Raw genomic sequence first — 24,600 nt, forward strand, 5'->3', positions numbered from 1 at the left:
GGGGACGTTTTTCACACAAAAAACCTTTCCCACTAGGAGGCTAGCTCCCACAGGAAAGGTTGCGTTGGTTTTTTCGATTATGGTTGGACTACTTTTTCTTTCGCTTTCGTTACGATGTGGTGACCGAGCGGCAAGCCGCGCTGCTCCAGCTCATCAGCTGTCACAATATGGAGCGTCTCACTTTTACACGGCATGGGCATCAATCCGCCCAATGGACTCATCACTCTTCCGATCGTGTCTGTCTCAATGAGCACGTACAGGCCTTTTTCCTCCAATTGTTGCATGAATTCTCCCCAACGCTTGGAAGTAATTTGATCGGCGTGCTTGGTGAATATGACACCCATTTCTTGTGCTAGCATGTAAAATCTCCTTTGTTCTATCCGTCAAATATATGCTTCAAAAGATAATCTAACAATACAGGGAAACCTCCCTTCTGGCAAAATCCGTGTAAGCCAAAAAAACACGAAAAACGGTTGTTTTTGACCGCTTTTCGTTTCAGGAATCTCACATCTTCCTCGCACACACCGTTTCAACGCGGCACGCTGTTTTTTGCCGTTTGCTTTTGAAAAAGAGGCCTATTTTTGCAGATTTCCTGACTATTTTTCGTGTCCTGCCCATCATGTACCTGTATTTCCTCGTTTTAGAAGCTCGCTGCCAGCTCCACATGCAGCAGTCGAGCAAAAGGAACCCAGTGAATCTCGGAGCCAGCCCGAAGCTTGAGGCGTCTCGCCGCCTGATCAATATGGATAATATGGGCAGACAGGCGTCGCGGCTCTCGCCCGTCATAATAGGTCAGCGTCAGGATTCTCTCTGTCTGGAACGCCTGCCATACCAGCTCGCTCAAGGCGCTGAGCTGCTCCTGATCCAGCTCGGGTGGTACATAGCGGCGCTCTTCTTCCTTGATGCGCAAATACATTTCCCGATGCTCCGGCAGCACAAATCGACTGGCCACTAATGCATTTTCCTTTTTGGACACGCGTTTTTCCCTCATCGCTTGTTCTCTCCTCGCTGTTCATATCGGGTCCACAAATGGACGAGCTCCTGACACTCTGCCCGCAATACCTCAATCGTATAGATCGCTTCTCGCACATACCCGCGTTGTCGATAGTTGACGACATACATATGTCCCTGACGTCGTGAGCTGACGACTGTGTAACCTCGCTGCCGCAAGATGCCACGCAGCTGGTGATGCTGCCTCTCCGCCCACCGCGAGAGCTCATCGAACATCATCTGATAAGAAAACTTCAACGGCACAATCCGCATCTGCCCCAGATCGGCCATGACTGCCCGAAACAAAATGCCAAATAAAATATACTGGCGTATCAATTCCTGCTCGTCTGACACCATCGGCTCCGTCACTTGGAGTGTCCTCCGATCTTACGTGCGCGCTCTTTCGCCTGTCCCGCTTCCAAGGCAGAGGTGGCGCGCAGGATGGCGTCCTGACCGTATCGGCTCCGGATATCATCCATGGCTTGTGCCAACGAACGCCGCTTGTGATTGTCCGTGAACAGATTGAGTTGCACCACGTTATCAGGGACAAGCTGCCCCAGATTGACCCCGATACTGCGGACGGGCGTTTCCTGCCAGTGACGGTCAAACAGAAAGCAGGCCGCTTCGTACAGAGTCATGGCATCGTTCGTCTGGTCCGTGAGCTTCATCTGCCGCCCAAAGCCCGTTCCAGCAGCCAAATCGGCTCCACGACAGCCCACAGACAGAACGGAGCCCATCAGCTCCTTTTTCCGCGCCCGACGGCACACTTCTTCGCACAGCTCAAGCAATATAACCTTGATTTCTACTGCTGTATGATAATCCCGTGGCAACGTCATGTGATGACCGATCCCTTTTTGTGAATCATAGGAATCCAAAGCCACAGGTGAATCGTCGATTCCGTGAGCCGTGCGCCACAGCACCTCCCCGTTCACTCCCCAATGTCGGGTGAGGATGGCTGGCCTCATATCTGCAAGCTGCCCGATCTGATAGACGCCCATCCGATGAAAATGACGCTTCATGCGTGAGCCTACCCCGAACAGCTTTTCAATCGGAAGCTTCCAGAGCGTATCCGCTAACGTTTCCCGCTTGAGCCAAAAAACGCCTTCTTCCCGTTTCTTGGCGAAATTGTCGCAGGCCTAGACAAACAAAAGTTGTACATAATTTCATGTACATTATCCTCGCTTTTCCGCCGGCTTTTTCAGGCCAAAGTGATCTTCCAATCGACATAACATAGTGTTCATGCACCTAATTTTTATTTCACTCTTCTCTTGCGCACAAAATTGAAGGAATATATAGTCGAAATATGGAGTTTTTTAGGAGATGGTTCTACTGGTGATAAAGTCTCATTTTGACAGTTTTGGTGAACAGAATAGATGTGAGGATTTTGTGTTCTGTATAGACGTAGCTTTCGTGGAATATAGAGTGAAATCTAATCGCTTAATAAGAAAACATGCTGTTCTAATGCTTAAGAATAAGCAGAATAATAAATCCGTTGTTCATCCACTTACTGCGTTCATACATTGGAAATGGAAATATAAGGAGTATAATACCCAACGGTTGCAAGGAATTCATCTAGCACAATTTTTAAACTACATCCTGATCCAACAGCGAAACGTTTACAAATTAAACTCATTATCAGAACTAACAAAACTTCATGGAACAGACTTTTTAAACTATCTTTTAATCAAAGGAAACGCAAACAAAAGTGTTAAGAATGTTGAAGGTACTTTGCAGTACTTTTATACCTTCTTAATTGAGAAGGGCTGTTTAGATGGTTTCAACGAAACCAAAGTAACCTTTCATCCTATGTATTCGAGAGAATATGCCTATGATATTGATAAAGGTAGAGTAGCCATAGAACACACTTTGCCTCCAAGACTTATCCTAATGTTTCTCAGAACCGCCATTTCAGTATCCTCCTCTATAGCCTTTGCCATTTACTTGTCAATATTCGGTGGTCTGCGTGCCGGTGAAATAGTGAATATCCTGATTAGCGATCTTACACCCTATGGTGATCAGTATGGATCTGGGGGGGTGTTAATCTTCCTTACTACTCGTGATTTAAGAAGGGATATTAAAGACATTTCGGGGACTTCCAGGGTAAAACGCAATAGGAAGCAGTTTGTTTATTCTATAAAAGGAATTCTCCCCACCTTGTATAAAAATCACCTAACGGATATGGAAAATAAATTTGGTAAAGCGATGAATTTGAATTCCCCCCTTTTTCTTAATCGCAATGGTCAGGCTCTCACAGGAAAAAGCCTGCGTGATGCATTTAATAACGTAAAAGAGAAATTTCTCAGCGAATTAGCCTCCTCTCATCATCCTGACGATATGATTATTGCATTAAATTTAAAGTCAACCAAATGGTCCTTTCATATCGGCAGGGGCACGTTTACAAATCTCCTAGCAAAAAAGGCTAGAAATCCGTATGATATTGCGTTACCTCGTGGAGATCAAAGTATCACTTCTTCGTTAACTTATATGTCTGATAGTGAGGAAATGAAGAAAAGTATTGAGATGCTTATAAATGAGTTATATGAGCATTAGGAAAGGCTGGAGGTTCAAGCTTTGAAATATTATACAATTGCCGAGACGGCTGAGCGTCTAAACATTGAAAAAGATAAAATTGCATGGTGGTTTAACAATACATTTAACCCACTTGAAGAGGTATCTGGAATTAAAATTGAAAGAATAAACCGAAGAATATTAATTTCCGAAAATATTATAGAAGCATATGAAGCCTTTATTCATACCCATTTAACTTGTAAAGAAATAGCGACCAATTTTGGATTACCGCTTCAAGATGTTGTGTGGTGGGTAGGTAGAAAACTGCGTAAAGGTCAAATAAGAGGAAGGAAAGTAGGCGGAGTAAACTATGTCCATAAAGATGACTCAGAACTGATACAGGAACTGACCTTGAATATCTCCAACTTCATGAAGACCAGTGAGATCGTTCAGGAGTTACAAATTCATAGATGTACTGTTCTTGACGCGATTCACAAGAACCATTTAGTAGGCGGTATTAAATACAAAAGCCACTATTATGTACCGAGAGAATCTGTGGAACAGTACAAAGAAAAATTCCTAAAAATCGAAGACTCAAATGAATACTATTCCATAGGGGAAGCTGCTGAAATCCTTGGTTATTCAGCCCATTCTTTACGAACGATGATCAGAAGCTCTAAAGTTGAAATTAGTGCTATTAAAAACAATGTGAAAAGCACGTACTTTTTATTAAAAAAGGATGTATACATTTTCAAAAAATTCCTAGAGGACATACCAAGTAAATACTACACAGTTAAACAGATTATGAATAAATACAATGTCTCAAGCCGTTATGTCCATACACTTCTATCCAAACATTTAGCTGATCAAATAAAATGGGTACTTCTTCTTTCTCAACAATTGGAAATGGTCGTATTAATAGCAGATTTTGAGGAGTTTTATGCTACATATGATAAATATAGAACGGAAAAGACTACAGATCCTCAGTCAATATTTACTAATGGAATTTCTTTGATCGTAACTCCCCCGCACCTTTCTGAAACAAAAGCATTATTTCTAGATTTTGTAGCTTTGAGACAAAACACCTCACGTGCAGACCTACAAGTTCAGAGGATGTTCGCTAGAGAGTTCACATTTTTATTTAAAACTTTGATGTCACTTGATAAGGAACTTTTTCTGTTAAGTGATAATGAAATTAAATGGCTACTCAAAATCACTACAAACGCTAACCAGCAGAAAAATTTAATTGCTTTCCTGTTGTATTTACAAGAGAAAGTTCATACAGAATATCGTGAGAAGTACCACGTTGCTAGAAAGCATATGGCCAATGGAAATAAAGATATATATTCTTTAGATGAATTCATTGCAATAGAGAAGTATTTAAAGAATATTGAGTTTCATTTGTTAGAAGCACTTAATCATAGGCAATACGCTGTCACTTGGCTTTACAGCTCATTACATCTGACGAATGCTTGGAGGTCATCGGATTTCTTGAGATTACCTACCCCTGATATTTCATTCATGAATGTTAGCGATTTTCAATGGTTCTACGAGGGAAACCGGTTATCCGTTGAACAGTCTCAACGTATAGTCAATACATTTGCCCATACTCGTTTAAAGGTTTCAAAAACAGGGGTACTAAACCGATTTTTAGTAAACCAGGATATGCTGGTTCCTCTCTCTACTATGATTGTAATTTGCGAGCTTCACCGTAGAAATGAAAAAGAACAATCTCTTATGACGACAGGTATGAATAACTACACTCTTATCAGGCACAAGCTACAAGAATTTTTTCCTCCCCCATTTAAGTTCAGTAGTTTGAAAATGAATCGTTCCTTCATGACCCATCTTTTTCATAAAGCGACAGAGAGTTCAGAATCAATGGGCGTAGCATTAGATTTAGTCCAGCAAACACGGCGTCACAAAGAACAAGATTCAACTGCTATCTATATTCAATCTACGGATAGAGATGGCCCTCTTGGAAATGCAACTGTGAACTTATGTAATCGTGGTCACTTTGGTTACCTCTATAATTTATTAATTGAAAGGTCTTTTGCACTTTCGAAAATGGAAAGTAAAGATACTCTATATGAGCGCACGTTAAAGATCCTTGAATATAAGGACGTTTTCCCCACACCATACGAGCTTGAACAGTTTGGTGAATTTTTAAGAATACAACTACAGGAAAGAGAGTCTCTGGCTATTAGAGTATCCCTTATGTCCCCTGACGAAGCCCAAGCATTAGTGAAGCAAGTCTACATGGATAAGCTGCCTGGACATACTGAGCATGCGCAATGTGTTATTTATCCAAACTGCACTAATCCTACTGCAACATCCTGTATTGGCTGTTCGAATATGATTCCTAAAAATTATTTATTACTTAGTGTCGGAATCGAACTTCAAAAAAGAATTACGATTCTAAATGGTACTGATAATCCCGTCATCGCAAGTAGAGAAAAAGCCTGGATTCAAAGATTGTTAATGCTGCTTCAAGAAGCTACGGATAAATACGGAATGGAGTACACTAAGACATTTATTGATTATGATGCTTTATTGACGAGTGTTTCTGAAGCGTATCGGCATCAACACTCACTCCAAATAAAGAAATTAGAGGGGGGTAATGGTGAGTAGTTTACAGGGGTATAACAGGTATGAGCATATCGTGAATATCGGTGACTTCCATTTTGCACAATCAATTGATAAGGTTATTTTTAATATAACGGAAATTGGTTCTTATAAAGAAATATTTTTAAAAATGAAGACAGTACAAAAGATACGAAATGATGACTTCGAGGACGATATGTGGGTACTGTTCTCCGAAACATCAGCTTCTACCACTTCCATTTTTTTCGATTTAGATATGTTTCAATCTATGAAATCCCTGCTGAAATGCTTTACTTTACTTGGACTCTTGGAAGGACATGATGATAAGTATACTCAATTTCGAATCAAGTCTCTAAAAGAATGTATTCTGCATTGCCAAGGGTTTGAGGTTAATTCTAATGAAATAATTGATAAATTCGAGAGCTGGCTTCTTTCTAAAACAAAACCTGCCTTGCGAAGAGTAGCACTGGTAATTACGCAATTTCTTCGATTTTCTAACCTCAATAATAAAAAAGAACTTTTTGATATCTTGGATCAGTTCCCTATCATTACTAGCGCAGTACGAAACCTTCCGAACTTTAAAGATACTTTAGTTTTTGATTCCATTATTAATAACTTTCAAAAGACATGGAACTCCTACGAAAAACTGATATTTTATCCTATTGTATTGTGGTGGAAAATAACGTTAGTCATTCCAATGCGAGTAATTGAATTCTGCTCACTCGAAAACCATTGCGCTTCAGTAAGTCAATCTGGAAATTTTCTATTGAAAGTTCCCAGAAAAAAATTACGTGCCCATAAGAGCACTGAGATTGATGTTTCAGATACCCTTGAAGTTAATCAGGAAATTTATGAGCTTATTTTAAATTACAAAGAAACCATTAAGGGATATAAGCCTACTCCTTACTTGTTATCATATGATGCCTACTGTGAGTCTTCTTGGGTAACACCTCGTGCAATATCTCATAAAAGAATTAAAGAAACGTTTACTCCTACTCAATTGAGATTATTACTTAAGCATTTTTATGATGAAATCGCAGAAAAAAAATTCGGATTCTCGAATATGGAAAGAATTAATCCAATGGATACTCGCCATTTTGCATTTTGTAACATGATGTTGCAGGGCTTCAATATGATGACGATTGCCCATGTTGGTGGTCATAAGTCGCTTCATTCTCAAATGCATTATTTTAGTCACCTCGAGCAATTAAGCCAGTCATCCATTCAATACCTAGCTGACCAAAACAAGTTCAACTTGGAAAACGACACGTTTAGCTCTTTAGGTGAAAGAGAAAAAATGATACGTGCTAAAGGGATGTTTAGTCGATATACAAAAGAGGAATTGGAAAATCTCCCCTCGTTGGAGTTTGGTTATTGTACATTTGATCCTCAAATATGTCCCGTCGGGGATTGCAGGTACTGTCCCCACTTATTTATTCCAGAGAGTCAATTCAATGATTCTGTCATTTGTTGGCTTAATGATGAAACGGATCGTATTCATGGCCGAATTAAAGAACAATTGCAGCTTATGAAGAGCCTTTCTTGCAATATGACTTATAATTGTTCGACATTCGAATATGATCCCCTTGCACAATCAGAGCTCAGTTATTTAGCTCGAAATTCTCATAAGCTAAGGGAACAAAAAGCAATGGTCGATGCTAAGCTTAACTTTATCATAGAAAGGAAAAATTATGACGAAAAATAAAGTTGGAAGACCAAAGCAACATCCCCTAGCGCATCTTGAGAATTTGTTGTTAAAGTTTATTGAGGAGCACCCTTCTAGAACGATTACTTTTATTGAACTCGAAAGAGAAACGGGTGTGGGAAGAAATACATGGGCTCGTAATATGAAAGATAGAATTGAAGCACTAAATAGCCCTTTGCCAATAACTGAAGCCTTGCAGAGCAACCTACTTCCTTTACCCAATATGGCTGAATTGGTTCAAAACAATTATGCAAACAAACAAAAACTCATTGAAGAACTTCATCAAGTAAGCAGTATTTTGCAAAAATTATTTGTTCAAGCTAGAAGTGTTTCACAACTGGAACAAGAGATTAAACGTCTAAAAATGGAGTTAAAAAAAATCAATGAGCAATCGAAACAGGACAAGGAAACTATCCGATCGTTGCAGGAGCAGGTGGACCATTTTAGTCAAGCATATCGAGATATTGCGTTAACTTCATCGTATCCAGATTCAAACTTAAAGAATGTATTTGAATTTAAGAAAAATGATAAGAACAATGAAAAGAAAATTACCGCTGATTTGATAAACCAGTTTGGCATGTTTGGTCCAAAAACTTAATATGCACTTTAAGTACGCTGGTGTGCTCATGTTGGTCTTTCCACCTGCTGAGATCGGATTAAACCGACGTTGTTGAGATGGTTACAATAGCTCTCAAAATCGACGCATTCACGCAACCATTGACACCCCTCACTTGGTGTTTAGCCGCGCCTACATTCTCGTTTATAGGGTTAATCCCCTCTTTTGCCTAAGGTTTTGCATACAATGGTCCCAGAACTCTATTCAGGAGTTCTGGGACCATTGTTGTATAGAAAGCTTGAAGTAAAATATTGGGGTGGAAAAAATACCTGAACTGGATGATTTACCCCTTGTATCACGAACGTACATTCGGCATATAACAAGAACGTACTTTCGCATTAACTTGGGGGTGTCATTGTGGTGCCCGTAATAATGTTGGCAGATTGCCAATCATTTTATGCATCTGTTGAAAAGGCAGCACGTCCAGAATATCGCAATAGTCCCGTTATTGTGGCTGGAGATCCAGCCAGAAGATCGGGCATCGTCTTAGCAGCATGTCCTGTGGCCAAAAAGTTTGGAATAACTACGGCAGAAACATTGGGTCAGGCTCTCGCTAAATGTCCTGATGCGGTCGTTATACGTCCTCGCATGCAGACTTATATCGATGTATCACTAATGATTACTGAGATCTTTGAATCCTTTACAGACTTAGTTGAGCCGTTTTCAATTGACGAGCAATTTTTGGATGTGACCGGATCGCTTTCTTATTTTGGATCTCCAGAAGAAATTGCAAAACGAATACAAGTCAAGGTAATGATGTCTACCGGTGTTTGGATCAGGGTGGGTATAAGTTCCACGAAGATGTTGGCGAAAATGGCAACTGACATATGGGCTAAAAAAAGTGAAACGGGTATTTTCACGCTTCCTAAAAGCGATATAGATAGTCTGTTATGGCCTCAGCCCATCAACAAAATGTTCGGTGTCGGTTCACGGATGACGGCTCACTTTAACCGAATAGGCATTGCGACAATTGGCGATATAGCCAAACTTCCGCTTGGTGATTTCAAACGTAGAATGAAACTTGTTATGGGTAAAAATAGTGATATACAAGCTGAATTGTATTGGCAAACTGCGAACGGCATAGACCCAAGCGCAGTTACACCAGGCACACATGATCATCAACAAGCTGTTGGACATCAAATGACTTTGCCGCGTGACTATTCCCATAAGGAGGATATCGACGTCATACTGCTTGAGTTAAGCGAAGAAGTTTGTCGCCGTTGTCGTGCCAAAGGCTACATGGGAAAAGTGGTATCCGTAGGAGCTCAAGGTGCTGACTTTGACAGACCTACGGGATTTTTTAGACAAATCACGATTGACGATCCAACCAATATCACCAATGAGGTGTTTGAAGTAGCTCGGAAGTTGTTTTATATCCATTGGGATGGACAACCGATTCGAAAACTTGGAGTAGTGATATCAAATTTGAGCCGTGATGATGAGTACCAACTTTCCTTCTTCGGTAATAGAGAAAGGTACAGAAGGCTAGAAGGCACCACAGATCAAATAAAGAATCGCTACGGAAGCACAGCGATTTTGCGCGCATCATCTTTATTGGGAGCAGCACAAGCTCAAGAGCGTAGTGCGAAAATAGGAGGGCACTATAGATGAGTAAAAAACTTCAGAATAATGGACGATGGGAATCCAGTCGAATGATGCTTCCAGAACACCGGGAACAATATTTAAGCAGAAAGAATCAGCAACAAGAGCCGGTCAAACCAGAGTTGCCCAGCAAAGAAGAACTTGAATTAATAAGGGATTCGGTTCTTCTGCCGATGATCTTAACGATAGTCGATAAAAACAGTACAGAAATCGGCCTCTCGTCCTATTCATTGAAAAATCTTTACCTCAAAGCTTCCCAAGTATTGATGGCACGAATCCATCTGGATCTAAGTGAGGTCAGGAAAAAACTGAAGGCAAAAAATATTAAAGTATTTCAAGAAGAACGCATAGATAGCGCGCTGTACTATCGGTTTGTGTGTCGAGGTTATGAGGATACCTTCGCTATAGTGCGTGATGTAGCACGAGCAGAAATAAGTATGCGAATTTCAAAATATGTCTCCGATATGTTCAGAAATAGCGACAACTAGACCAACGGCTGCGGAAAGTGGTCGGTTTAAGACCACTTTTTTGAAGCAGTCTAATCAGCATTTTTGGCATCAAAAGCGCTTAGCACGTCTTTGGATAGGTTGTAAATGATCTCTATTTCTTTTAAACTACGATTTTGAAGTAACACTTTGAGTAAGTCCAGAATCTTTTCCTTATCAGAAGGTAGTTCCGTTCCAAATAACTCAGAAGGGTTAACTTTTAAAGCAAGAATGAACCGCTCAAGGGTTTCGATTGAGATGTTCTTCTCCCCTCGCTCTACACCACCGATATATGACTGAGGTAATTTTACTTTCTCTCCCAACTGCTCTTGTGTAAGTCCACGATTTTTTCGAAGAATACGTATTTGTTTCCCGATTTGATTAATTAACCCTGCCATAAAACCACCTCTCTTAAAGAGTAGGCAAGTCATGCAGGCAATTAAATATAGTCATAACATATAAAACCAATTGATTTTAGATCTTATAAAAACTATTATTGTTGTTACCAAGATACTATAGTCATTACAGGAGAATGAAATATGGACACAACACTTCCAAATCAAGTAGTTATAGAGAATGTTCTAGTCAGTAAAATCAGAGGTAAAATTGCCTATCAGGGTAATATATCTGCATCAACCATAATGGGGTTGTATTATGTAAAGCCATATGATGATCCGTCGGGTAAAGGATATCAAAGGCCTGTCGATCAAAAAAGAAGCCACGATTTTGCGATTTATCTTTCAAAAGGAGAAGATGCACTTTTCACACCTATCCTACTCAACGCTGCATCGAAATGGGAGTTTGTTTGTTACGATCGTGCTCGACCGGCATATGGTCGTCTAATCTGTAAAGGTAAGGCCTCTTTAATGGATGGGCAACATCGTTTAGGTGGTATAAAGCGGTACATTCAAGAAACAAATTCGGATTTAAACATCCCGTTCCTTTCCTTTCATTATCTCGATGAAGATGAGGAGATTAGGCTTTTTGATACGATTAATACAAAAGCTAAAGGCATAGGCTCCTCATTAAGTAAATATTTACGTAGAGATTCTGATGAACTTAGTTGGGTTGCAACACAGCTCTTAATCCAGAGCGGTAGCCCCTTCCATAATAATGGAAGTATCCTCGGCAAACGTAACAAAAGCAGGCATATTACACTTCAAAACTTATACCGAACATTAAGCTTGTTGTTTAAAAATCAAAAACTAAGTGTCTTCACAAAAGAGGAAAAGCTTTCTCTTGCCACATTTTATTTCTCTACAATGAAGGAATTGTTCCCTTCAGAATGGATGGACTATAAAGGCCAACGCTTAACACATATTGTATGCTTAGATGCTCTATCAATCGCAGGTTCCCAAGTTCTTGCTACCTGCATACAGGAAACCCGTAAACAAGTCGATCTTACTGCAGCTGCACGTCATATTAAGAAACTTAAGGGGATCGAATGGTCGAGTGAGGGGCCATTGAAGTATGTAAAGGGTTTGAGTGGTTCTAGAACGCTAGCCTCGGAGTTATTAGAGCAAATGATCGGTTGACGCTAAGAGCCCAGAAACAAGGCTCTGGGCTCTTGCATGTAATCGTCTACAATACTCGCGCTTTAGTGGACTTAATCTGCAAATCGGTTGGATTTTCCCCTAAATATGTGTATGAGGGCGATGAAGCTGCAAGACTAATCACTCTTGTAGAAGCAGAAATTGGCATAGCCTTCATACCAAGCACGGCAAGGGATTCGCGGGAACAAATGAAATATCTCCAAGTAGAGAATCACGAATTAATATGTGAAATAGTTTTTTTACGGCACAGGAGTCGCTACATTTCGGGAGCTGCTCTAGAATTCCGGGAGGTCGTTGTAGATTATTTTGAGGCCTTATCCAAACCGACAAATTAATCATGCTGCTCTTATGTCCACGCATGATAAATAGCTTGGACTTTTCTTCATTGCAACTTTCATTGACGGAATAGGGTAAAGGATAACAACATAAATCGACACACGATTTTGTTTGCCACTTTCAACCCAAACTTGAGTTAAGTATAGGGTACTGGTTAAACTATCCTGTCGGTTAGTTAAGCAGAGACTGCCGTATTCCGACAGCCTTTATTTATGATGGTTACATCCGATAAAATCCAAGCCATACAATTGTAAGTACTAAGAGTAATTTAATTTCTCAAATCGAAATTGATTCTTGTCTTGTAGGATGACAAGCTAAACGAAGCGGAGCTTCAAATCATCGATCAAATCCATAGTCAACTTGGATAATGTCCGCCTAGGGTACTCCTCCTCTTTCATCGGTGCTCCGGAAATCAGCCTAACGACATCAGCTTCAGTTGGAAACAGTTCAGGAAAGCTAGACATTAATTGTCTGATATGCTCGTCATTATAGACTCTAGCTTTCAAAATGAGATCCGAAGCATAATCTTTATGTTCATTATAAAATTCTTTAATTTTAAACACATTGCAGTTATTGTTCGCCCGTATCCAATAAGGGTGCTGCTTGTCCAAAGTGGGGTCATCACGAAACGCAATTTTAAAACCGTCCCATTTGCCTTCAAAAATACCGACATAATCAATAGCCTCATTCGTTTTTGCTTTGAATTCGATTCCAAATTTGCGGCGCTCACCAAACCCTTCTTCATAAGGGTGCATGTGCGTTTGAAGGGTAAAGAGTTTTTTTCCCTTTAAATTCGCGTTGCACACATAACAGGACGGAATCAAGTTAAAGAACGAAACGGCCAAATATGGATGAGTCGCCTTATCATAAAAATGGTCTAGTTGAGGTCGTGTGCGCCCCTCCTTGGAATGGTATGTCGTCGTAAACTGTCTGTTACAATAGGGACAAACAGTCACCTGGAGCCTTTCGGTTAAATAATAGGCGCCCCACTTCAAACGGTCGTTTGATGAAAAAGTTCCGTAGTTATAAATGTCTTGCAGTGCCGTTTTCAGCCTGCATTTCTTGGTTTTACGGTCTACCACGACATTGAAAATTTTGCGCTTCCCTTTATACGTCCTTTTGATATGATCAACTATTGAGGCAAGCCGATACGGCCTTCCAGCAACGACTGCTTCCCCCCGTGCAAGTAGATAGCGCAGAAAATCCGCTTGATCTGGGGTCCAGATGGGATCGTTAGCGCAAGCTTGAAGTTTAGCTTCGTAGCCATCTTTAACGAAAAAATCATGATACAGGGACATGGCCCATTCATCAAGCCGAGGATGTTGAATTCTAATCATTAGCTTCTGCCTCCACCGTCCTTCTTCAATAGCCTCTCTTCGAGCGCAGCCACTCGCTCTTCCAGAGATAGGCCGTGTAACGCTATCTTTTCCTGCAGCAGCTGGATTAGCTTCGTTTTAATCAGCGGCTCACCAATGATGGAAATTATCGCTTCTATCTCACGCTTTCTCGCCATGACCTCTTCCCTTCCCTGGTTCACCAGTAGGTCGATAACTTCATTGATTTTTTTACGTGCAAACATACCGATAAGGCCATCTTGCAGGAAAAAAGAATGTGCGAGAAGCGTATGGATATTCGCTGCAAATGTTTGATGCTGGTCATCCAGCTCATTAATGCTGACGGTTTTTCCATCCACATTTTTCAGAAAAATGACGTTCGTTTTCGGTAAGTCCGACGCAATAAACGGCGAATTTGACGTCAGCACTATTTGGATCTGCTTGCCCTGAAATATATCGGACAAAAACGTGACCAGATTTAAAACAAGCTGCTTTTGCCATTGAGGATGAAACATCGCCTCTCCCTCATCAATCAGGACCATAACACTTTGACTTCCTCCCCATCTGTTCACAGAATTTCGAATTTGATAAAATCGAGTATACAGATTGAGTAGTGCCAATTCTCCTGAACTGAGTCCTGGCCATTTAAATTGCAAGTAGCTGTCAAATCGAACTGATAAATGGTAATGATTAATTAGCCTCTCCAGTGTTTTTCTCTCATCAGTCACCGGTAGTTCAAATGTACGTTCTTGCTCCAGCACATCCGCATTCATTTCCGAAATCAGTTTTAGCAGCTCGTAGCTATGGTAAAGAGATCTGTACATTAGATTGTTAGGATTCACCATCTTTTGGACATGCTCAATTAGTATTGCAAGCTTTGTATTTAATAATTCATGCCCCTCGAGTTGCTCTAAGTCTCTCTGATTGGACAACTGAGATTCGACCTGTAAAGCGACAGCATTTAATTTCCCCAATACATCCTGTTGCCGAAAAAAATGCCTCTCTTGTAATACATGGTCCAAGACCCTCGAAGCCAACTCGTACTGTAATTTCTTTGGTATCTGATATTCATCGTAAAAAGAAGTCAGCTCGTTTCTGCACTTCCGTATATAATTTCCAAAATGCTGAGAAGCCTGCTTTCGTCCTTCAAACGCCAAAAACGCCGCCTCCGGTTCCTTGACAGACACAGTAATCTTCTCTGGAAGTTTGAACGAGATATTATCCGCGTGCTTGTCTCTCCTACTTTTTATAAATCGAAGCTGTCGTTCAGTTTCCTCCATATGATATCCACTTAAGCCCCGCTGTTCTTCACTTTCGAAATATCCTTCTATAAACCGATTTGTCGAAATATCGATTAATTGCATGGAACCCGGCATCCGTCTAGTATCAAAGATATTGGAAAAATACACAGGCAAAGGCAGCTGCTCCTGATTAAGATCTGTCAGCGGTCGCTTAACAACCTCCACCTTCAACGAATTGATAAGCTCAAATTGTAAAGACGGAGAATGGTACACGATAAATTGTTCCGTATTTTGAAAAACGATCAAATGATCGGACTCGCTCTCCTCCCGATTTTCCTTGGAGATAAAAAGTCTGATTATATATTCCAAAAGACTGGATTTGCCCGTTCCATTCTCTCCGATAATTGCGGTGACATTTGTGATCGTCGAAGCGGATGACTCCTTTCCTTCGCGCACGTCAGGAACAAAAAAATCCTCTATATGAAAAGGCGAAGAATTTACAATCATCTTTTTCAATTCTTCGTCAAAATGAAAACGCAGCGGCCCTCCAAAATTAAAACCTTGCCCAACGTAATTTCGATGTTTCTTCACCCAGAAGAATACACATTGCACTTAAACACACCTCCAGCTTATCTCGGAACTTATTCGACGTCCCTCCGCACTTCCCTCCATTATTCGACATTTGGCATAACAATGTTCTTATATCGCAGTGGCATTCCACATCTTAAAAGAGGTATTGACGTACCTGTTCAGTAATAATAAAGTTTTAGACCGGAACCCCTTATGTTACTAGGAGTCCCAGTCTACTTAGTCACCAGGTATTAGAAAATTAGTTTTAGACTATACGTCAGAATGAAGCTATCGACGGATCTAACTGAATAATAAAGTTGTAGACTGCCTCATTTAACTATCGATCCCGTTAGTTGAACGGTTTGGTTGAACTTAGTAGTTGATTTTGTTGGTCTAATCGCTTTAATGCGTCATTGACTACTTCTTTTGAAAAGTTATTCACAATTACCTGATTCTCTATTAAGAAAGCATTATCGCCCATGTTCCGCTCAATGTAATCCAACAATCCAGCCTTAGTGCAAAGGGAACACCATCTCTTGTCACCTTCACTAAAGGTGACTGTGACCTCAATATGTTCTAAAGATTCTTCACTTGAATCTTGAATCGTATCGTCAAACGTCCAGTTAACGAATACTGGTACACTACTCCCGTCAGGTACGAAATAATACTTTCTAAACCATCTAGCTCGGTTATTGTCACCAACAACCCTTATCTGTTCTTTTGCTTCGTCCTCAGCTAAAACTTCGTAATGCTTACCACGTGTCAGAGCGTCAAAATAAAGACCCACATCATTGCAAATTACTATCGTTCTTTTGTTGTTTGCCACCTTCGTTCACACCACCTGTTTCCCAATGACAATATATCAATATATAAAAATCATTATACATTAATGTTGTGCTAAACTGCCCGGTAGTTTAACTTGGACCCAGTCTAGAACTTTATTATTCCTGCACATCTATTTGTGTTTGTTCCACTATCGTACCCGTTAACTCAATGCGTTTACACCTCTATATGATCCTTAAGTAAATCCTTATATACGTTCACCTTACGAAAAGTGTTCCATCATTTCACTTGAGGATACTTTAGAAACAGAATAGAAAGTATTCCAAAGCGAGTTGGCCACACGAGGAATTGTACTCTTTCCCATAGCGACTATAATTTTGATCGATCGATTGAGCAGGCATTCCCTAAGATCCGCTCAGACAACGTAGCAGTTACCACACGATCAGTGTCACCTTCGCACACGATTAAAAGATCTGCTTCAACTGCATCGACAAGTTGCGTGGCCAAGCCCCCCTGTTGTCGGATCGAATTTAAGATGGTCGATCTCGACGGCTTCTTTTTGGCGGTGACAAGTTCACCCTCGGAGGGGAAATAAATTGCACCCTCCTCATCTGCCTTGCGGAGCTTGAGTTTTAGAATATTCTTGAATCCGATACCACGACAGATCGCCGCGTCCAAGTCACGTCCGTCGAACAAAATAATGTTGAGCGCCTTGCCATGGACAAGAGCATCAACGGCGTCCTCTGCGGATGCCAGTCAACTTTCCTTCGCTTGCCCTTGAACAACTGATAAAATGTCGATACTGATAGCGGGTCTGCATGCCATTTGGCTTCTAAGAGATATACGGCCGTCAGGATAGATGGAGCCGTCAATCTGTTCTCCCGACGGCCACTCGCTCACTTTGGCAAGCCACGAAGCAGGAGTTCGATTTTTAATTCGTCCAACCACTTCCCCGTCGCAATTGTCCTCATAGGACTTTAAAGCACGCAAATAAAATCTGCCGGCTGCATGGAAAGTGGAGTTATCAGATGCATCTATTATTCGATCACCTATTAAAGCGGTCATATATACAAACTTCTCTAGGTTTAGCTAAACAGAAAAATTCGCTCGAAGGCCGTGATCAATAAACCAAATCGGACTAAAGTATACAGTAATTGGGCCTCGGCGATGAGGGCATGACATCCTCTTAACCAGGTAACAAAACTATCTAAGGTAAGGGCATCACATAATTGAATCCCATGCAAAAGCTGCCGTTACGGCAGCTTGAGATGCGTTGCTTTTATCACTTTTGCTTGTATTCCTTGTTTATTTTTTAAGAAACCAGCAATTAACGCCAGTCTTTAATAAATAACAGAAGGTCTTTCGATAACGAAATCACTTTATGTTCCTTCAGAATTTTTTGTGTTTCTTCAGAGTATCTATTGATAGTGTCAATAGCAATGAAAATTTGTCTAGATGAGTGTTCGTTGTAGATATTAATTATGTTTTCAACAACTTTATCTTCAATGTTTTTGAATAATATGGAGTCGTGGATAAGAATAGGAAGTTTAGTAATTTCAAACACTGCAAGATCTAAAATAAATAAATTTGTATACGCCTTCCCTGTTCCTGTGTTATCAAAGACCTTATATTCGTAATCCTTTTCATCCAATGCCAACTGGGGAGCACGTCTTTTATCGCTATGAATATTATCATTAATTCTAACCAATTCAGTGTTTACCAAATCGTTTACCTTAATTAAGCTTTGTTTCTTATTTTCGCTAATATCATTTTCAGTTGTTTCTATATCGTTTTTAATATGCTGCGACTTCAAATACATGTTGTTTTCAATTTCGATACTCTTAAGTCTTGTAGATAAATCGAACATATGCTCAATCAAATGATTGGATTGCCCATCATTACTAAGAAGAGCATCCATTTTAAAATCGATCTTAGTAATTTGCTCGTCAAAATAATTGATTTCTAATTCAAGTTGCTTTTTTTCCTTCTTTAATTCTTCGGTAAGAATTTTGGTTATATTTTCATGAAATGTTTCAATATTTTTCAATTTATCTAAGTTAACATTGGGAAAGAATTCAACTAACTTTTCGAATTTTTGATCCGCATGTTTATTCTTAAAATTTTTATTAACACGATTTAATCTAGCCCTAAAATGATCGCGTTCCCTTATTAATTTATTCTTTTCCTCTTGTAATCTGAATAATTCCTCTGAAACAAGCTCGCTTAAGTTCAGCGCGACCTTATAAATATTATCTTTAATACTTGATATCTTCTCTTCAATTTGCGTCTTCTCTAAAAGATTTTTTTCATACCTCGTTTTGGTAATCTTCGGTACATACTCGTATTTACCCGCTTTATTAAGAGTAAGACGTGAATCTTTAAGCAGTTTTAACTTTTTTTCTCCCGAAATGATGTTGTCATAAGCATTAAACATGAGAAGAAATCTTACCACGGTGTCAGCGTTTTTTTCTTTGGGGAACGTATGGAGAGGTCTTTTTACATCCAAATTGTGTTTCCCCCATATTCGTGAAAATAAGCTTACTGCAGCCCGAAAAGATATGTGTTCAGAGGGCAATGGATATTTATTTTTTAAAAATATCAAGTATTCTCCTAATGATATGGTTTTCAGTTTATCGAAATTTTCGTTACTTTCATACACATCCTTTGGATTGGCAGTGCCTCTTATAAAGAAAAATTTCTCATTGTTAAATTCAAAGACAAATTCAAATTGATGGTCACCCAATTCCCTGACTACATCGCTGTTATGATCAGTATACGAAGTACCACCAAAAATAAAATCAATGATCATTAATAATGAAGATTTTCCGATTGAATTCGAACCTTGATTATCTCCTAACACCACATTTAAACCATCGTGAAAAATGATCGTCTTTTGTCTAAATACATCACATCGAATTTGTTTTAACATATCTTAATGACCCCACTCTCTACGTCAAGATCAATTTCATCTAACAAGAACAATACGTCGAGAGCGTAGACGAATTCTTCAATTCCTTCAAACTTACGTCCATGTTCCAAAAATAAATCGGCTACTTTATAATGCTCGTTTCTGCGTAATTGTTCCAAAATAATAAGCATTTTATTAATAATCGATTCCTGAAAAGATATTACTTTGTTTGGAACAATCATGAGAACACCTCACAATTCTGCACAAAAAATGAAATCACAATTTTGCAAGCCTCTATAGAACTGCTTTCTGTTTTTTTGCTTAACCATTCCGATAAATTTTGGTATATGTCTTCTTGTGTATGACCAGCCTTTTTCAGCACCATATAAAATGCTTTTACCTGAGTAGCAATGGTTTCAAATGTATCTGCATTCGTTTTATCTAGCTCAGCAAACTGCTCTTTTATAAATAAATAATATTCCGCTACATCTGACTTTATCTTTCTTTTTGTCAATCTCGTTAACGTTTTATTTGCCTTTTCATCCACTTTTATTGCATCGAGACTAAGTTCTTCCGGTTCAAGACTCCAATCATCATCATTAGCCAATTTCAATAAAATGGACTTTATTTCGATTTCAATTTGATAACTTGAAAATTGTTTTCTGTTCTCATTTTTAATTATTAACTTCTTCTTTATTGATTGTAATTTTCGGTACTCTTCCACTGTTCTTGGGTTATCAAATTTTCTATGGCAATCTCGGCAAAGAGCGATAAAATTATTTATATCATTCACATCGTCACTCAATTTTTCTTCATCTTTTAAAATTGCACTTTCATGGGCACTTGGATTTAAAGGATAAATATGGGCTCCTTCAAAAATTTTGTATTGCTTACCACCTTTTGTATATATAAGACTCTTAGCACATAAAGGACATATTCCTTCCACCTCGGAAAAGAGGATTAGATTTTCATTTTCAGTAGGAGTCCTTCTATTGTCCTGCATTTTGCACCTCAAATCATTGGAAATAATATAATCTCATATTACTACTCCATTACTCTTTTTAATATTTCTGATCCAATATAATCATCCATCTTAAAACAGTTCATAGGAGTCCCTGTAGAAATAGATTGGCCACATCTTGTCAAACCCTGATTTAGATAATTAAACACAAAACACTGCTATACTAGACGGATCTTTCATTCCCAAGATCGATCTCCTATTATTTGCATCACCATAACGATCGTTCCAATCGTTTATCGAATCTGTAATTTATTCGATTTCTTTCTGTCGTAAGTGATCTGTAAGATCCATGAGCTATCCGGTATGTTTCGCCTCGTCATCCATTCACTTGACATGGTCCCAATAATACGACCAGCAAACGTCAAAATCTCTACAGAATCTTTATTAATCTTTGGCTCCTCAATTTTACGAATTCCGTTTTCGCTTAATTCTTCTTACCTCTCCATAAATTCAGGGGATTTCGTTAAATTGCATTCTTCACCACACTGCCTGTTTTATCTTATAAAAGCTCTTCAGAATAGCAAATATACTCGACAACCTCTGATTGCTTATCTGTAATGGTCATAAAACCATAAGATTCAATCATAACTTTTTCACTATAAACTTTGCTGATAACTCCTTATTTGTTTTTTCTGATATCTCCGGCACGCAAATAAACAAATTTTTTTTCGCTCTACTACAAGCTACATAGTTTACCCTATGATCTTCGTTACCATCTATATCGGGATTTAATAGGAATCCCAAATCTCGCTTTTCATTATACTTGTAACCATCCTTCCCTTTAACAATTACTAGTACATTATCAAACTCGCTGCCTTTGGCTTTATGAATTGTGCGATGTAAACTATCATCTTCAGCTATCTTGACACGCAAAGCAATACTGGAATAAATCGTATTTTTATAATACTCTTCAATTGATGATGGGGCTTTATCCTCCTTACTTTCCCTTATCTTTGGGATATCAAAAAACCCTGTTTCATTTAACCTACAGTAAAATTCCCATAAAGTTTTATCGCTATAGCTACTATATTCATTCAACATTATCTTAATCAACATTAACGCGGTCTTTTGACCATTATGATCATCAGTTAATCTCAAATGCCTACTAATTTCTTTTATCGCATCCTTATAATGATCTAGCCGTGCGTACTCAATACTCTTAATAATTGATATCAATACTTTTCTTCGATCAGGATTTGAATCAACAAATGCTTCATCAATTAGCGTCCACTTCTGTCCATCTTCAATATTTTTGTTATTTCTAATGGAATTTGCCATGATATTTGAGTAGGAAAGGGTTATAACATCTTCACCATTCATAATATCCTGTACATGTTTTAACGTCCGCAAAGGTTCGCCAATGATAATACACGGAAGACTCCCCGTTTTTTTGTCCGGGCTTCTTTGAACAATATCTTTTCTAATTCCATTTAGTAGATTTATTATACTTGCAGTACTGCGATGGTTATCTTCCATTTTGTAAATTACCATTTCCTGCAATACAAAATCATCAAATTGCTTAACATCTGCACCTTGGAACTCATATATGGATTGAGCTTTATCTCCGATAACCCCTACAACTGTTTCTTTTTCAGCTATCAGTTTAATAATCTCAGTTTGGATCGGATTAGTATCTTGAAATTCATCAATGAAGAAATACGGGAATTTAGAACGTATAATACGAAGAACTTCTGTAAATGAATTTAAAATCTCCCAGGAAAAAGCCAATACATCCTCGTAATGTATAATCCCCTTTGCCCAAAACATTTTTTTATATTTAAGTAGACTCTTATGAAAATCACTTTTTCTTTTTCGTATATGCAATTTGCACGAGTCACCTTCAATAAACCAGAATATATTTTTCATTTCTTGCTCTTGTATATTTTTCATACCCAAATCAGTTTTTCTAAAATAACCATTTGAGACTATATGTTCGTAGGGAGAGTCTACTTTCAAATGATTGATCCCATGCTTGTCACTAATTAAGTGCAGATATGGTTTAACAATATGCGAAAAGAGAAAACTATGTATCGTACTAACCTCTACATGGTCAACGTCATCGCCAAGTCTCTGTACAATAGTCTCTACTCCTACATTTGTATATGTAATACAAGCAATTTTTCTGTTCCGCCCTAAACGATTTGAATTATGAAGAGCATTCTTTAGATGACTTATTAAGAACTTTGTTTTACCGGCTCCTGGACCAGCAGTAACCTTAAAATGTTTTTCAATATCAATTTTAGAATCAGAGTTGACTAACTGCACACCCATACTATCGCATCCTTAATATAAGTTGGCACTTTGAATTTAGCGTTATTTTCCTTCCGAAAGTTGTCTTCTAAAGCTACTGTTAATTCATAAGCATTCTCACCCTTATGAATTGAATTTAAGTATCTTGATGCAATCAAGTGTTCTCTATTATCTGAACCAACATACTTCTTAATGCTTTCAGCAATTCTTGGGTTTTCTTTCCCTCTCTTTCCAAGTAACTCGAGCATCTGATCTAATGTTTTCCCTTGTTTATAATAATCAACCAAGTCCGTGAGTTCCTTCAAATTAGAAATTGATTCGGTGAGTATCAACTTGCAACTAGGATTGCTATACGCAAGTTCATATTCAAATGTTTTTCCTTGACCAATTTTTTGTGAAAAACAAGCAACATTTGCTTTTGGACCTTGCTTTTGAGAATCAAATGGGTATTTTTCTACCAAATTATTTGAACATGAATTATAAATGTATTTTGTCATATCGTGATCTAGCTCATATGGATAACATTTTTCAAAACTCGCATCCTCTATACTTTCTTTCCTAACGGGATCAAGGTCTGTAATGCAGGCAACTTTTTTGTGAATGGTATATTTGCTATTCGAGTCGAAAAGCTTAAGAAAATGTTCAAAATAGCGACCAGCTATATTTATTACCGATATGTGGCTGCTCTCTAAATCATAGCCTTCATATTGAGCAAATATAGACATATTTAATTGTTCAGTAATTCCCTCAACAAGGACTATGCCCTTAGCAAACAACATGTCACATTTTGTGGAATCTAAAAAACGCTGTACATACGCTTTGGATTTTAGATCATTACCAAAAGCTTTGCCTAAATACCCAACATTTAAAGTATTATCATCTCTACGATGGAGACAGATGATTTCATCTAAACTAACTGCCGCGGTAATATTCGGTGAATGTGTTGTAACAAAAACTTGTCGAGCCTTTTCCTTTATATTATCTCTTATAAACTTCAAAAACTTGTACTGCATAGCAGGATGTAGATGTGCTTCAGGCTCCTCTATTACTAGGATGGGAAAAATCTTCGCATTACTTCCAAGATAATCACCCGAAGCATCTTTCTGCATTTTTGCTAATAGTAAAGACATGAATATTAAGTTGTTGTATCCCAACCCATTATGTGTAGCAGGAATAGATATGCCTGTTTGATATTTAACAATTAATCTTAAAGCTGAGTACAATTCTGTATCCATAATATGACCATCAAAATCTGGTTCTGCATTTCCAAATGATGCTCCAGTATTATTTGCGTAACTAAGCATCTCCTTCTTCCCATGTTCCATTCTTAGTTGCAAAGTTTTGATCAATTCAGATGCACGAGCAGAAAATTCCTTTTTTAATTGATCTATAGCTTGCTGTTGTTGCACTTTATCTTTGGTATTATCATTCTTTATTTCGTAATCCATAAAGAAATCAATGACTTCTCGTAGTAAGGTATTCTTGCCCGTAAAAAGATCACGTTCAACATCCCTTATAGCATCCAAAAATTGAAAATCAATTTTCTTCAAACTTTCTGAATCTGCAACTTGTTTATAATCTGGATTTCCTCCATAGATGTTGCTCTTATATTTTCTCAAAAAGTTATGTTTAATTACTAACCAATACTGCTCAATATCATCAGATATAATGTTAGATAACACTCTTCTATATTCCGCTTCTTCCTTTTCAGGCAAATAGAATACATAAGTTAATTGTGCTTGATAAGGGCTCTTCAGTTCAGTTAGCCACGTGGCCACTGTTATTAAGTCCTCGGAATATTCAACTTCGTTTTCAGATTCAGAAAAGGTCACCGTAATTGAAACTTTAGGGGATTGTGCTTTTAACTCCTGTATACTCACTTCTTTATTAAAATCATCAATGGATAACTTTTTAGATGATCCAAAGTTTAAGACTAGATCAAGTGCTTTTAGTACGTTGGATTTCCCTGAGTTATTATGACCAATGATTACATTGACTCCTTCACTAAAATCTACAATATTATTCGCTCCTTTAAAGCTTCGATAATTCTCTATATTAATTTTAGAAATGTACAATTCAGAATCTCCCCCTCAA

The 24,600-nt window shown here is 38.5% G+C and carries 20 protein-coding genes and 2 pseudogenes; 8 read left to right on the forward strand and 14 right to left on the reverse strand.

Annotated features, from left to right (window positions below; translation table 11 throughout):
- Positions 1 to 77: 77 nt before the first annotated feature.
- The 4 genes and pseudogenes from ACFVS2_RS07860 to ACFVS2_RS07875 form a co-directional block, all read right to left on the reverse strand.
- On the reverse strand, positions 78 to 359 hold the full coding sequence (locus tag ACFVS2_RS07860; protein WP_007728325.1) for a hypothetical protein: 282 nt from the start codon (positions 357 to 359) through the stop codon (positions 78 to 80).
- 281 nt (positions 360 to 640) lie between these two features.
- On the reverse strand, positions 641 to 991 hold the full coding sequence (locus tag ACFVS2_RS07865) for a YolD-like family protein (protein WP_390232843.1): 351 nt from the start codon (positions 989 to 991) through the stop codon (positions 641 to 643).
- Complete coding sequence (locus tag ACFVS2_RS07870; protein WP_390232845.1) at positions 988 to 1,359, reverse strand: YhjD family protein; 372 nt, start codon at positions 1,357 to 1,359, stop codon at positions 988 to 990. The genes ACFVS2_RS07865 and ACFVS2_RS07870 overlap by 4 nt, the downstream gene beginning before the upstream one ends.
- Positions 1,356 to 2,126, reverse strand: a pseudogene (locus ACFVS2_RS07875) (DNA polymerase IV); the annotation flags it as partial. The gene ACFVS2_RS07870 and the pseudogene ACFVS2_RS07875, both read right to left, overlap by 4 nt.
- Before the next feature lie 184 nt (positions 2,127 to 2,310).
- On the opposite strand from ACFVS2_RS07875, the gene ACFVS2_RS07880 reads away from it, so the two are divergent.
- The 6 genes from ACFVS2_RS07880 to ACFVS2_RS07905 all read left to right on the forward strand — a co-directional run bounded on the left by ACFVS2_RS07880 (position 2,311) and on the right by ACFVS2_RS07905 (position 10,513).
- Entirely contained in the window at positions 2,311 to 3,540 is a 1,230-nt protein-coding gene (locus ACFVS2_RS07880) for a site-specific integrase (RefSeq protein WP_390232847.1), read from the forward strand.
- Positions 3,541 to 3,561: 21 nt separating this feature from the next.
- Complete coding sequence (locus ACFVS2_RS07885; protein WP_390232849.1) at positions 3,562 to 6,129, forward strand: hypothetical protein; 2,568 nt, start codon at positions 3,562 to 3,564, stop codon at positions 6,127 to 6,129.
- A complete protein-coding gene (locus ACFVS2_RS07890; protein WP_390232851.1) occupies positions 6,122 to 7,807 on the forward strand; it encodes a site-specific integrase in 1,686 nt (561 codons plus the stop codon). Before ACFVS2_RS07885 ends, ACFVS2_RS07890 begins: the two co-directional genes overlap by 8 nt.
- The gene (locus ACFVS2_RS07895) at positions 7,794 to 8,405 is read left to right on the forward strand and encodes a hypothetical protein (RefSeq protein ID WP_390232853.1); all 612 of its coding nucleotides are present in this window, start codon (positions 7,794 to 7,796) and stop codon (positions 8,403 to 8,405) included. The genes ACFVS2_RS07890 and ACFVS2_RS07895 overlap by 14 nt, the downstream gene beginning before the upstream one ends.
- Before the next feature lie 390 nt (positions 8,406 to 8,795).
- Complete coding sequence (locus ACFVS2_RS07900; RefSeq protein WP_390232855.1) at positions 8,796 to 10,034, forward strand: DNA polymerase IV; 1,239 nt, start codon at positions 8,796 to 8,798, stop codon at positions 10,032 to 10,034.
- Complete coding sequence (locus ACFVS2_RS07905) at positions 10,031 to 10,513, forward strand: YhjD family protein (RefSeq protein ID WP_390232857.1); 483 nt, start codon at positions 10,031 to 10,033, stop codon at positions 10,511 to 10,513. Before ACFVS2_RS07900 ends, ACFVS2_RS07905 begins: the two co-directional genes overlap by 4 nt.
- A gap of 50 nt (positions 10,514 to 10,563) precedes the next feature.
- Here the strand turns inward: ACFVS2_RS07905 and ACFVS2_RS07910 are convergent, their stop codons facing one another.
- Positions 10,564 to 10,908 carry a helix-turn-helix domain-containing protein gene (locus ACFVS2_RS07910; RefSeq protein WP_390232859.1) on the reverse strand — a complete coding sequence of 115 codons (345 nt, stop codon included), beginning with the start codon at positions 10,906 to 10,908 and terminating at the stop codon, positions 10,564 to 10,566.
- Between the two features lie 141 nt (positions 10,909 to 11,049).
- Here ACFVS2_RS07910 and ACFVS2_RS07915 point away from each other — a divergent pair, with 141 nt between their 5' ends.
- Both ACFVS2_RS07915 and ACFVS2_RS07920 read left to right on the forward strand, forming a co-directional pair.
- Positions 11,050 to 12,045, forward strand: a complete 996-nt coding sequence (locus ACFVS2_RS07915) for a DGQHR domain-containing protein (RefSeq protein WP_390232861.1) — start codon at positions 11,050 to 11,052, stop codon at positions 12,043 to 12,045.
- 47 nt (positions 12,046 to 12,092) lie between these two features.
- Positions 12,093 to 12,398 (forward strand): annotated as a pseudogene (locus ACFVS2_RS07920) (LysR family transcriptional regulator substrate-binding protein); the annotation flags it as partial.
- 315 nt (positions 12,399 to 12,713) lie between these two features.
- On the opposite strand, the gene ACFVS2_RS07925 reads toward ACFVS2_RS07920, so the two are convergent.
- The 9 genes from ACFVS2_RS07925 to ACFVS2_RS07965 form a co-directional block, all read right to left on the reverse strand.
- Positions 12,714 to 13,736 (reverse strand): hypothetical protein, encoded by a 1,023-nt coding sequence (locus tag ACFVS2_RS07925; RefSeq protein ID WP_390232863.1) that lies wholly within the window; start codon positions 13,734 to 13,736, stop codon positions 12,714 to 12,716.
- Positions 13,736 to 15,586, reverse strand: a complete 1,851-nt coding sequence (locus tag ACFVS2_RS07930; protein ID WP_390232865.1) for an AAA family ATPase — start codon at positions 15,584 to 15,586, stop codon at positions 13,736 to 13,738. The genes ACFVS2_RS07925 and ACFVS2_RS07930 overlap by 1 nt, the downstream gene beginning before the upstream one ends.
- Positions 15,587 to 15,893: 307 nt before the next feature.
- Positions 15,894 to 16,370 (reverse strand): hypothetical protein, encoded by a 477-nt coding sequence (locus ACFVS2_RS07935; protein ID WP_390232867.1) that lies wholly within the window; start codon positions 16,368 to 16,370, stop codon positions 15,894 to 15,896.
- Between the two features lie 713 nt (positions 16,371 to 17,083).
- Positions 17,084 to 17,392: a hypothetical protein gene (locus ACFVS2_RS07940; protein WP_390232869.1), complete on the reverse strand. Its 309-nt coding sequence runs from the start codon at positions 17,390 to 17,392 to the stop codon at positions 17,084 to 17,086.
- A gap of 262 nt (positions 17,393 to 17,654) precedes the next feature.
- Complete coding sequence (locus ACFVS2_RS07945) at positions 17,655 to 19,256, reverse strand: DUF2326 domain-containing protein (protein WP_390232871.1); 1,602 nt, start codon at positions 19,254 to 19,256, stop codon at positions 17,655 to 17,657.
- Positions 19,250 to 19,477 (reverse strand): ABC-three component system middle component 7, encoded by a 228-nt coding sequence (locus ACFVS2_RS07950; RefSeq protein WP_390232873.1) that lies wholly within the window; start codon positions 19,475 to 19,477, stop codon positions 19,250 to 19,252. Before ACFVS2_RS07950 ends, ACFVS2_RS07945 begins: the two co-directional genes overlap by 7 nt.
- Positions 19,474 to 20,238, reverse strand: a complete 765-nt coding sequence (locus ACFVS2_RS07955) for an ABC-three component system protein (RefSeq protein ID WP_390232875.1) — start codon at positions 20,236 to 20,238, stop codon at positions 19,474 to 19,476. The genes ACFVS2_RS07950 and ACFVS2_RS07955 overlap by 4 nt, the downstream gene beginning before the upstream one ends.
- A 600-nt stretch (positions 20,239 to 20,838) precedes the next feature.
- Positions 20,839 to 22,527 (reverse strand): UvrD-helicase domain-containing protein, encoded by a 1,689-nt coding sequence (locus ACFVS2_RS07960; protein ID WP_390232877.1) that lies wholly within the window; start codon positions 22,525 to 22,527, stop codon positions 20,839 to 20,841.
- Positions 22,512 to 24,581 carry an ATP-dependent nuclease gene (locus ACFVS2_RS07965; RefSeq protein WP_390232878.1) on the reverse strand — a complete coding sequence of 690 codons (2,070 nt, stop codon included), beginning with the start codon at positions 24,579 to 24,581 and terminating at the stop codon, positions 22,512 to 22,514. Before ACFVS2_RS07965 ends, ACFVS2_RS07960 begins: the two co-directional genes overlap by 16 nt.
- Between the last annotated feature and the right edge of the window lie 19 nt (positions 24,582 to 24,600).

Origin of the sequence: Brevibacillus sp. NPDC058079, assembly GCF_042885155.1 — a bacterium.
In the GTDB taxonomy this organism is placed as follows: Bacteria; Bacillota; Bacilli; order Brevibacillales; family Brevibacillaceae; genus Brevibacillus.

What these genes read in the sequence shown, in the direction of transcription:
- ACFVS2_RS07860 (WP_007728325.1), bottom strand. Translation starts at nt 359, where the DNA reads ATGCTAGCACAAGAAATGGGTGTCATATTCACCAAGCACGCCGATCAA.
- ACFVS2_RS07865 (WP_390232843.1), bottom strand. Translation starts at nt 991, where the DNA reads ATGAGGGAAAAACGCGTGTCCAAAAAGGAAAATGCATTAGTGGCCAGT.
- ACFVS2_RS07880 (WP_390232847.1), top strand. Translation starts at nt 2,311, where the DNA reads ATGGTTCTACTGGTGATAAAGTCTCATTTTGACAGTTTTGGTGAACAG.
- ACFVS2_RS07895 (WP_390232853.1), top strand. Translation starts at nt 7,794, where the DNA reads ATGACGAAAAATAAAGTTGGAAGACCAAAGCAACATCCCCTAGCGCAT.
- ACFVS2_RS07900 (WP_390232855.1), top strand. Translation starts at nt 8,796, where the DNA reads ATGTTGGCAGATTGCCAATCATTTTATGCATCTGTTGAAAAGGCAGCA.
- ACFVS2_RS07905 (WP_390232857.1), top strand. Translation starts at nt 10,031, where the DNA reads ATGAGTAAAAAACTTCAGAATAATGGACGATGGGAATCCAGTCGAATG.
- ACFVS2_RS07910 (WP_390232859.1), bottom strand. Translation starts at nt 10,908, where the DNA reads ATGGCAGGGTTAATTAATCAAATCGGGAAACAAATACGTATTCTTCGA.
- ACFVS2_RS07915 (WP_390232861.1), top strand. Translation starts at nt 11,050, where the DNA reads ATGGACACAACACTTCCAAATCAAGTAGTTATAGAGAATGTTCTAGTC.
- ACFVS2_RS07925 (WP_390232863.1), bottom strand. Translation starts at nt 13,736, where the DNA reads ATGATTAGAATTCAACATCCTCGGCTTGATGAATGGGCCATGTCCCTG.
- ACFVS2_RS07940 (WP_390232869.1), bottom strand. Translation starts at nt 17,392, where the DNA reads ATGACCGCTTTAATAGGTGATCGAATAATAGATGCATCTGATAACTCC.
- ACFVS2_RS07945 (WP_390232871.1), bottom strand. Translation starts at nt 19,256, where the DNA reads ATGTTAAAACAAATTCGATGTGATGTATTTAGACAAAAGACGATCATT.
- ACFVS2_RS07950 (WP_390232873.1), bottom strand. Translation starts at nt 19,477, where the DNA reads ATGATTGTTCCAAACAAAGTAATATCTTTTCAGGAATCGATTATTAAT.
- ACFVS2_RS07955 (WP_390232875.1), bottom strand. Translation starts at nt 20,238, where the DNA reads ATGCAGGACAATAGAAGGACTCCTACTGAAAATGAAAATCTAATCCTC.
- ACFVS2_RS07960 (WP_390232877.1), bottom strand. Translation starts at nt 22,527, where the DNA reads ATGGGTGTGCAGTTAGTCAACTCTGATTCTAAAATTGATATTGAAAAA.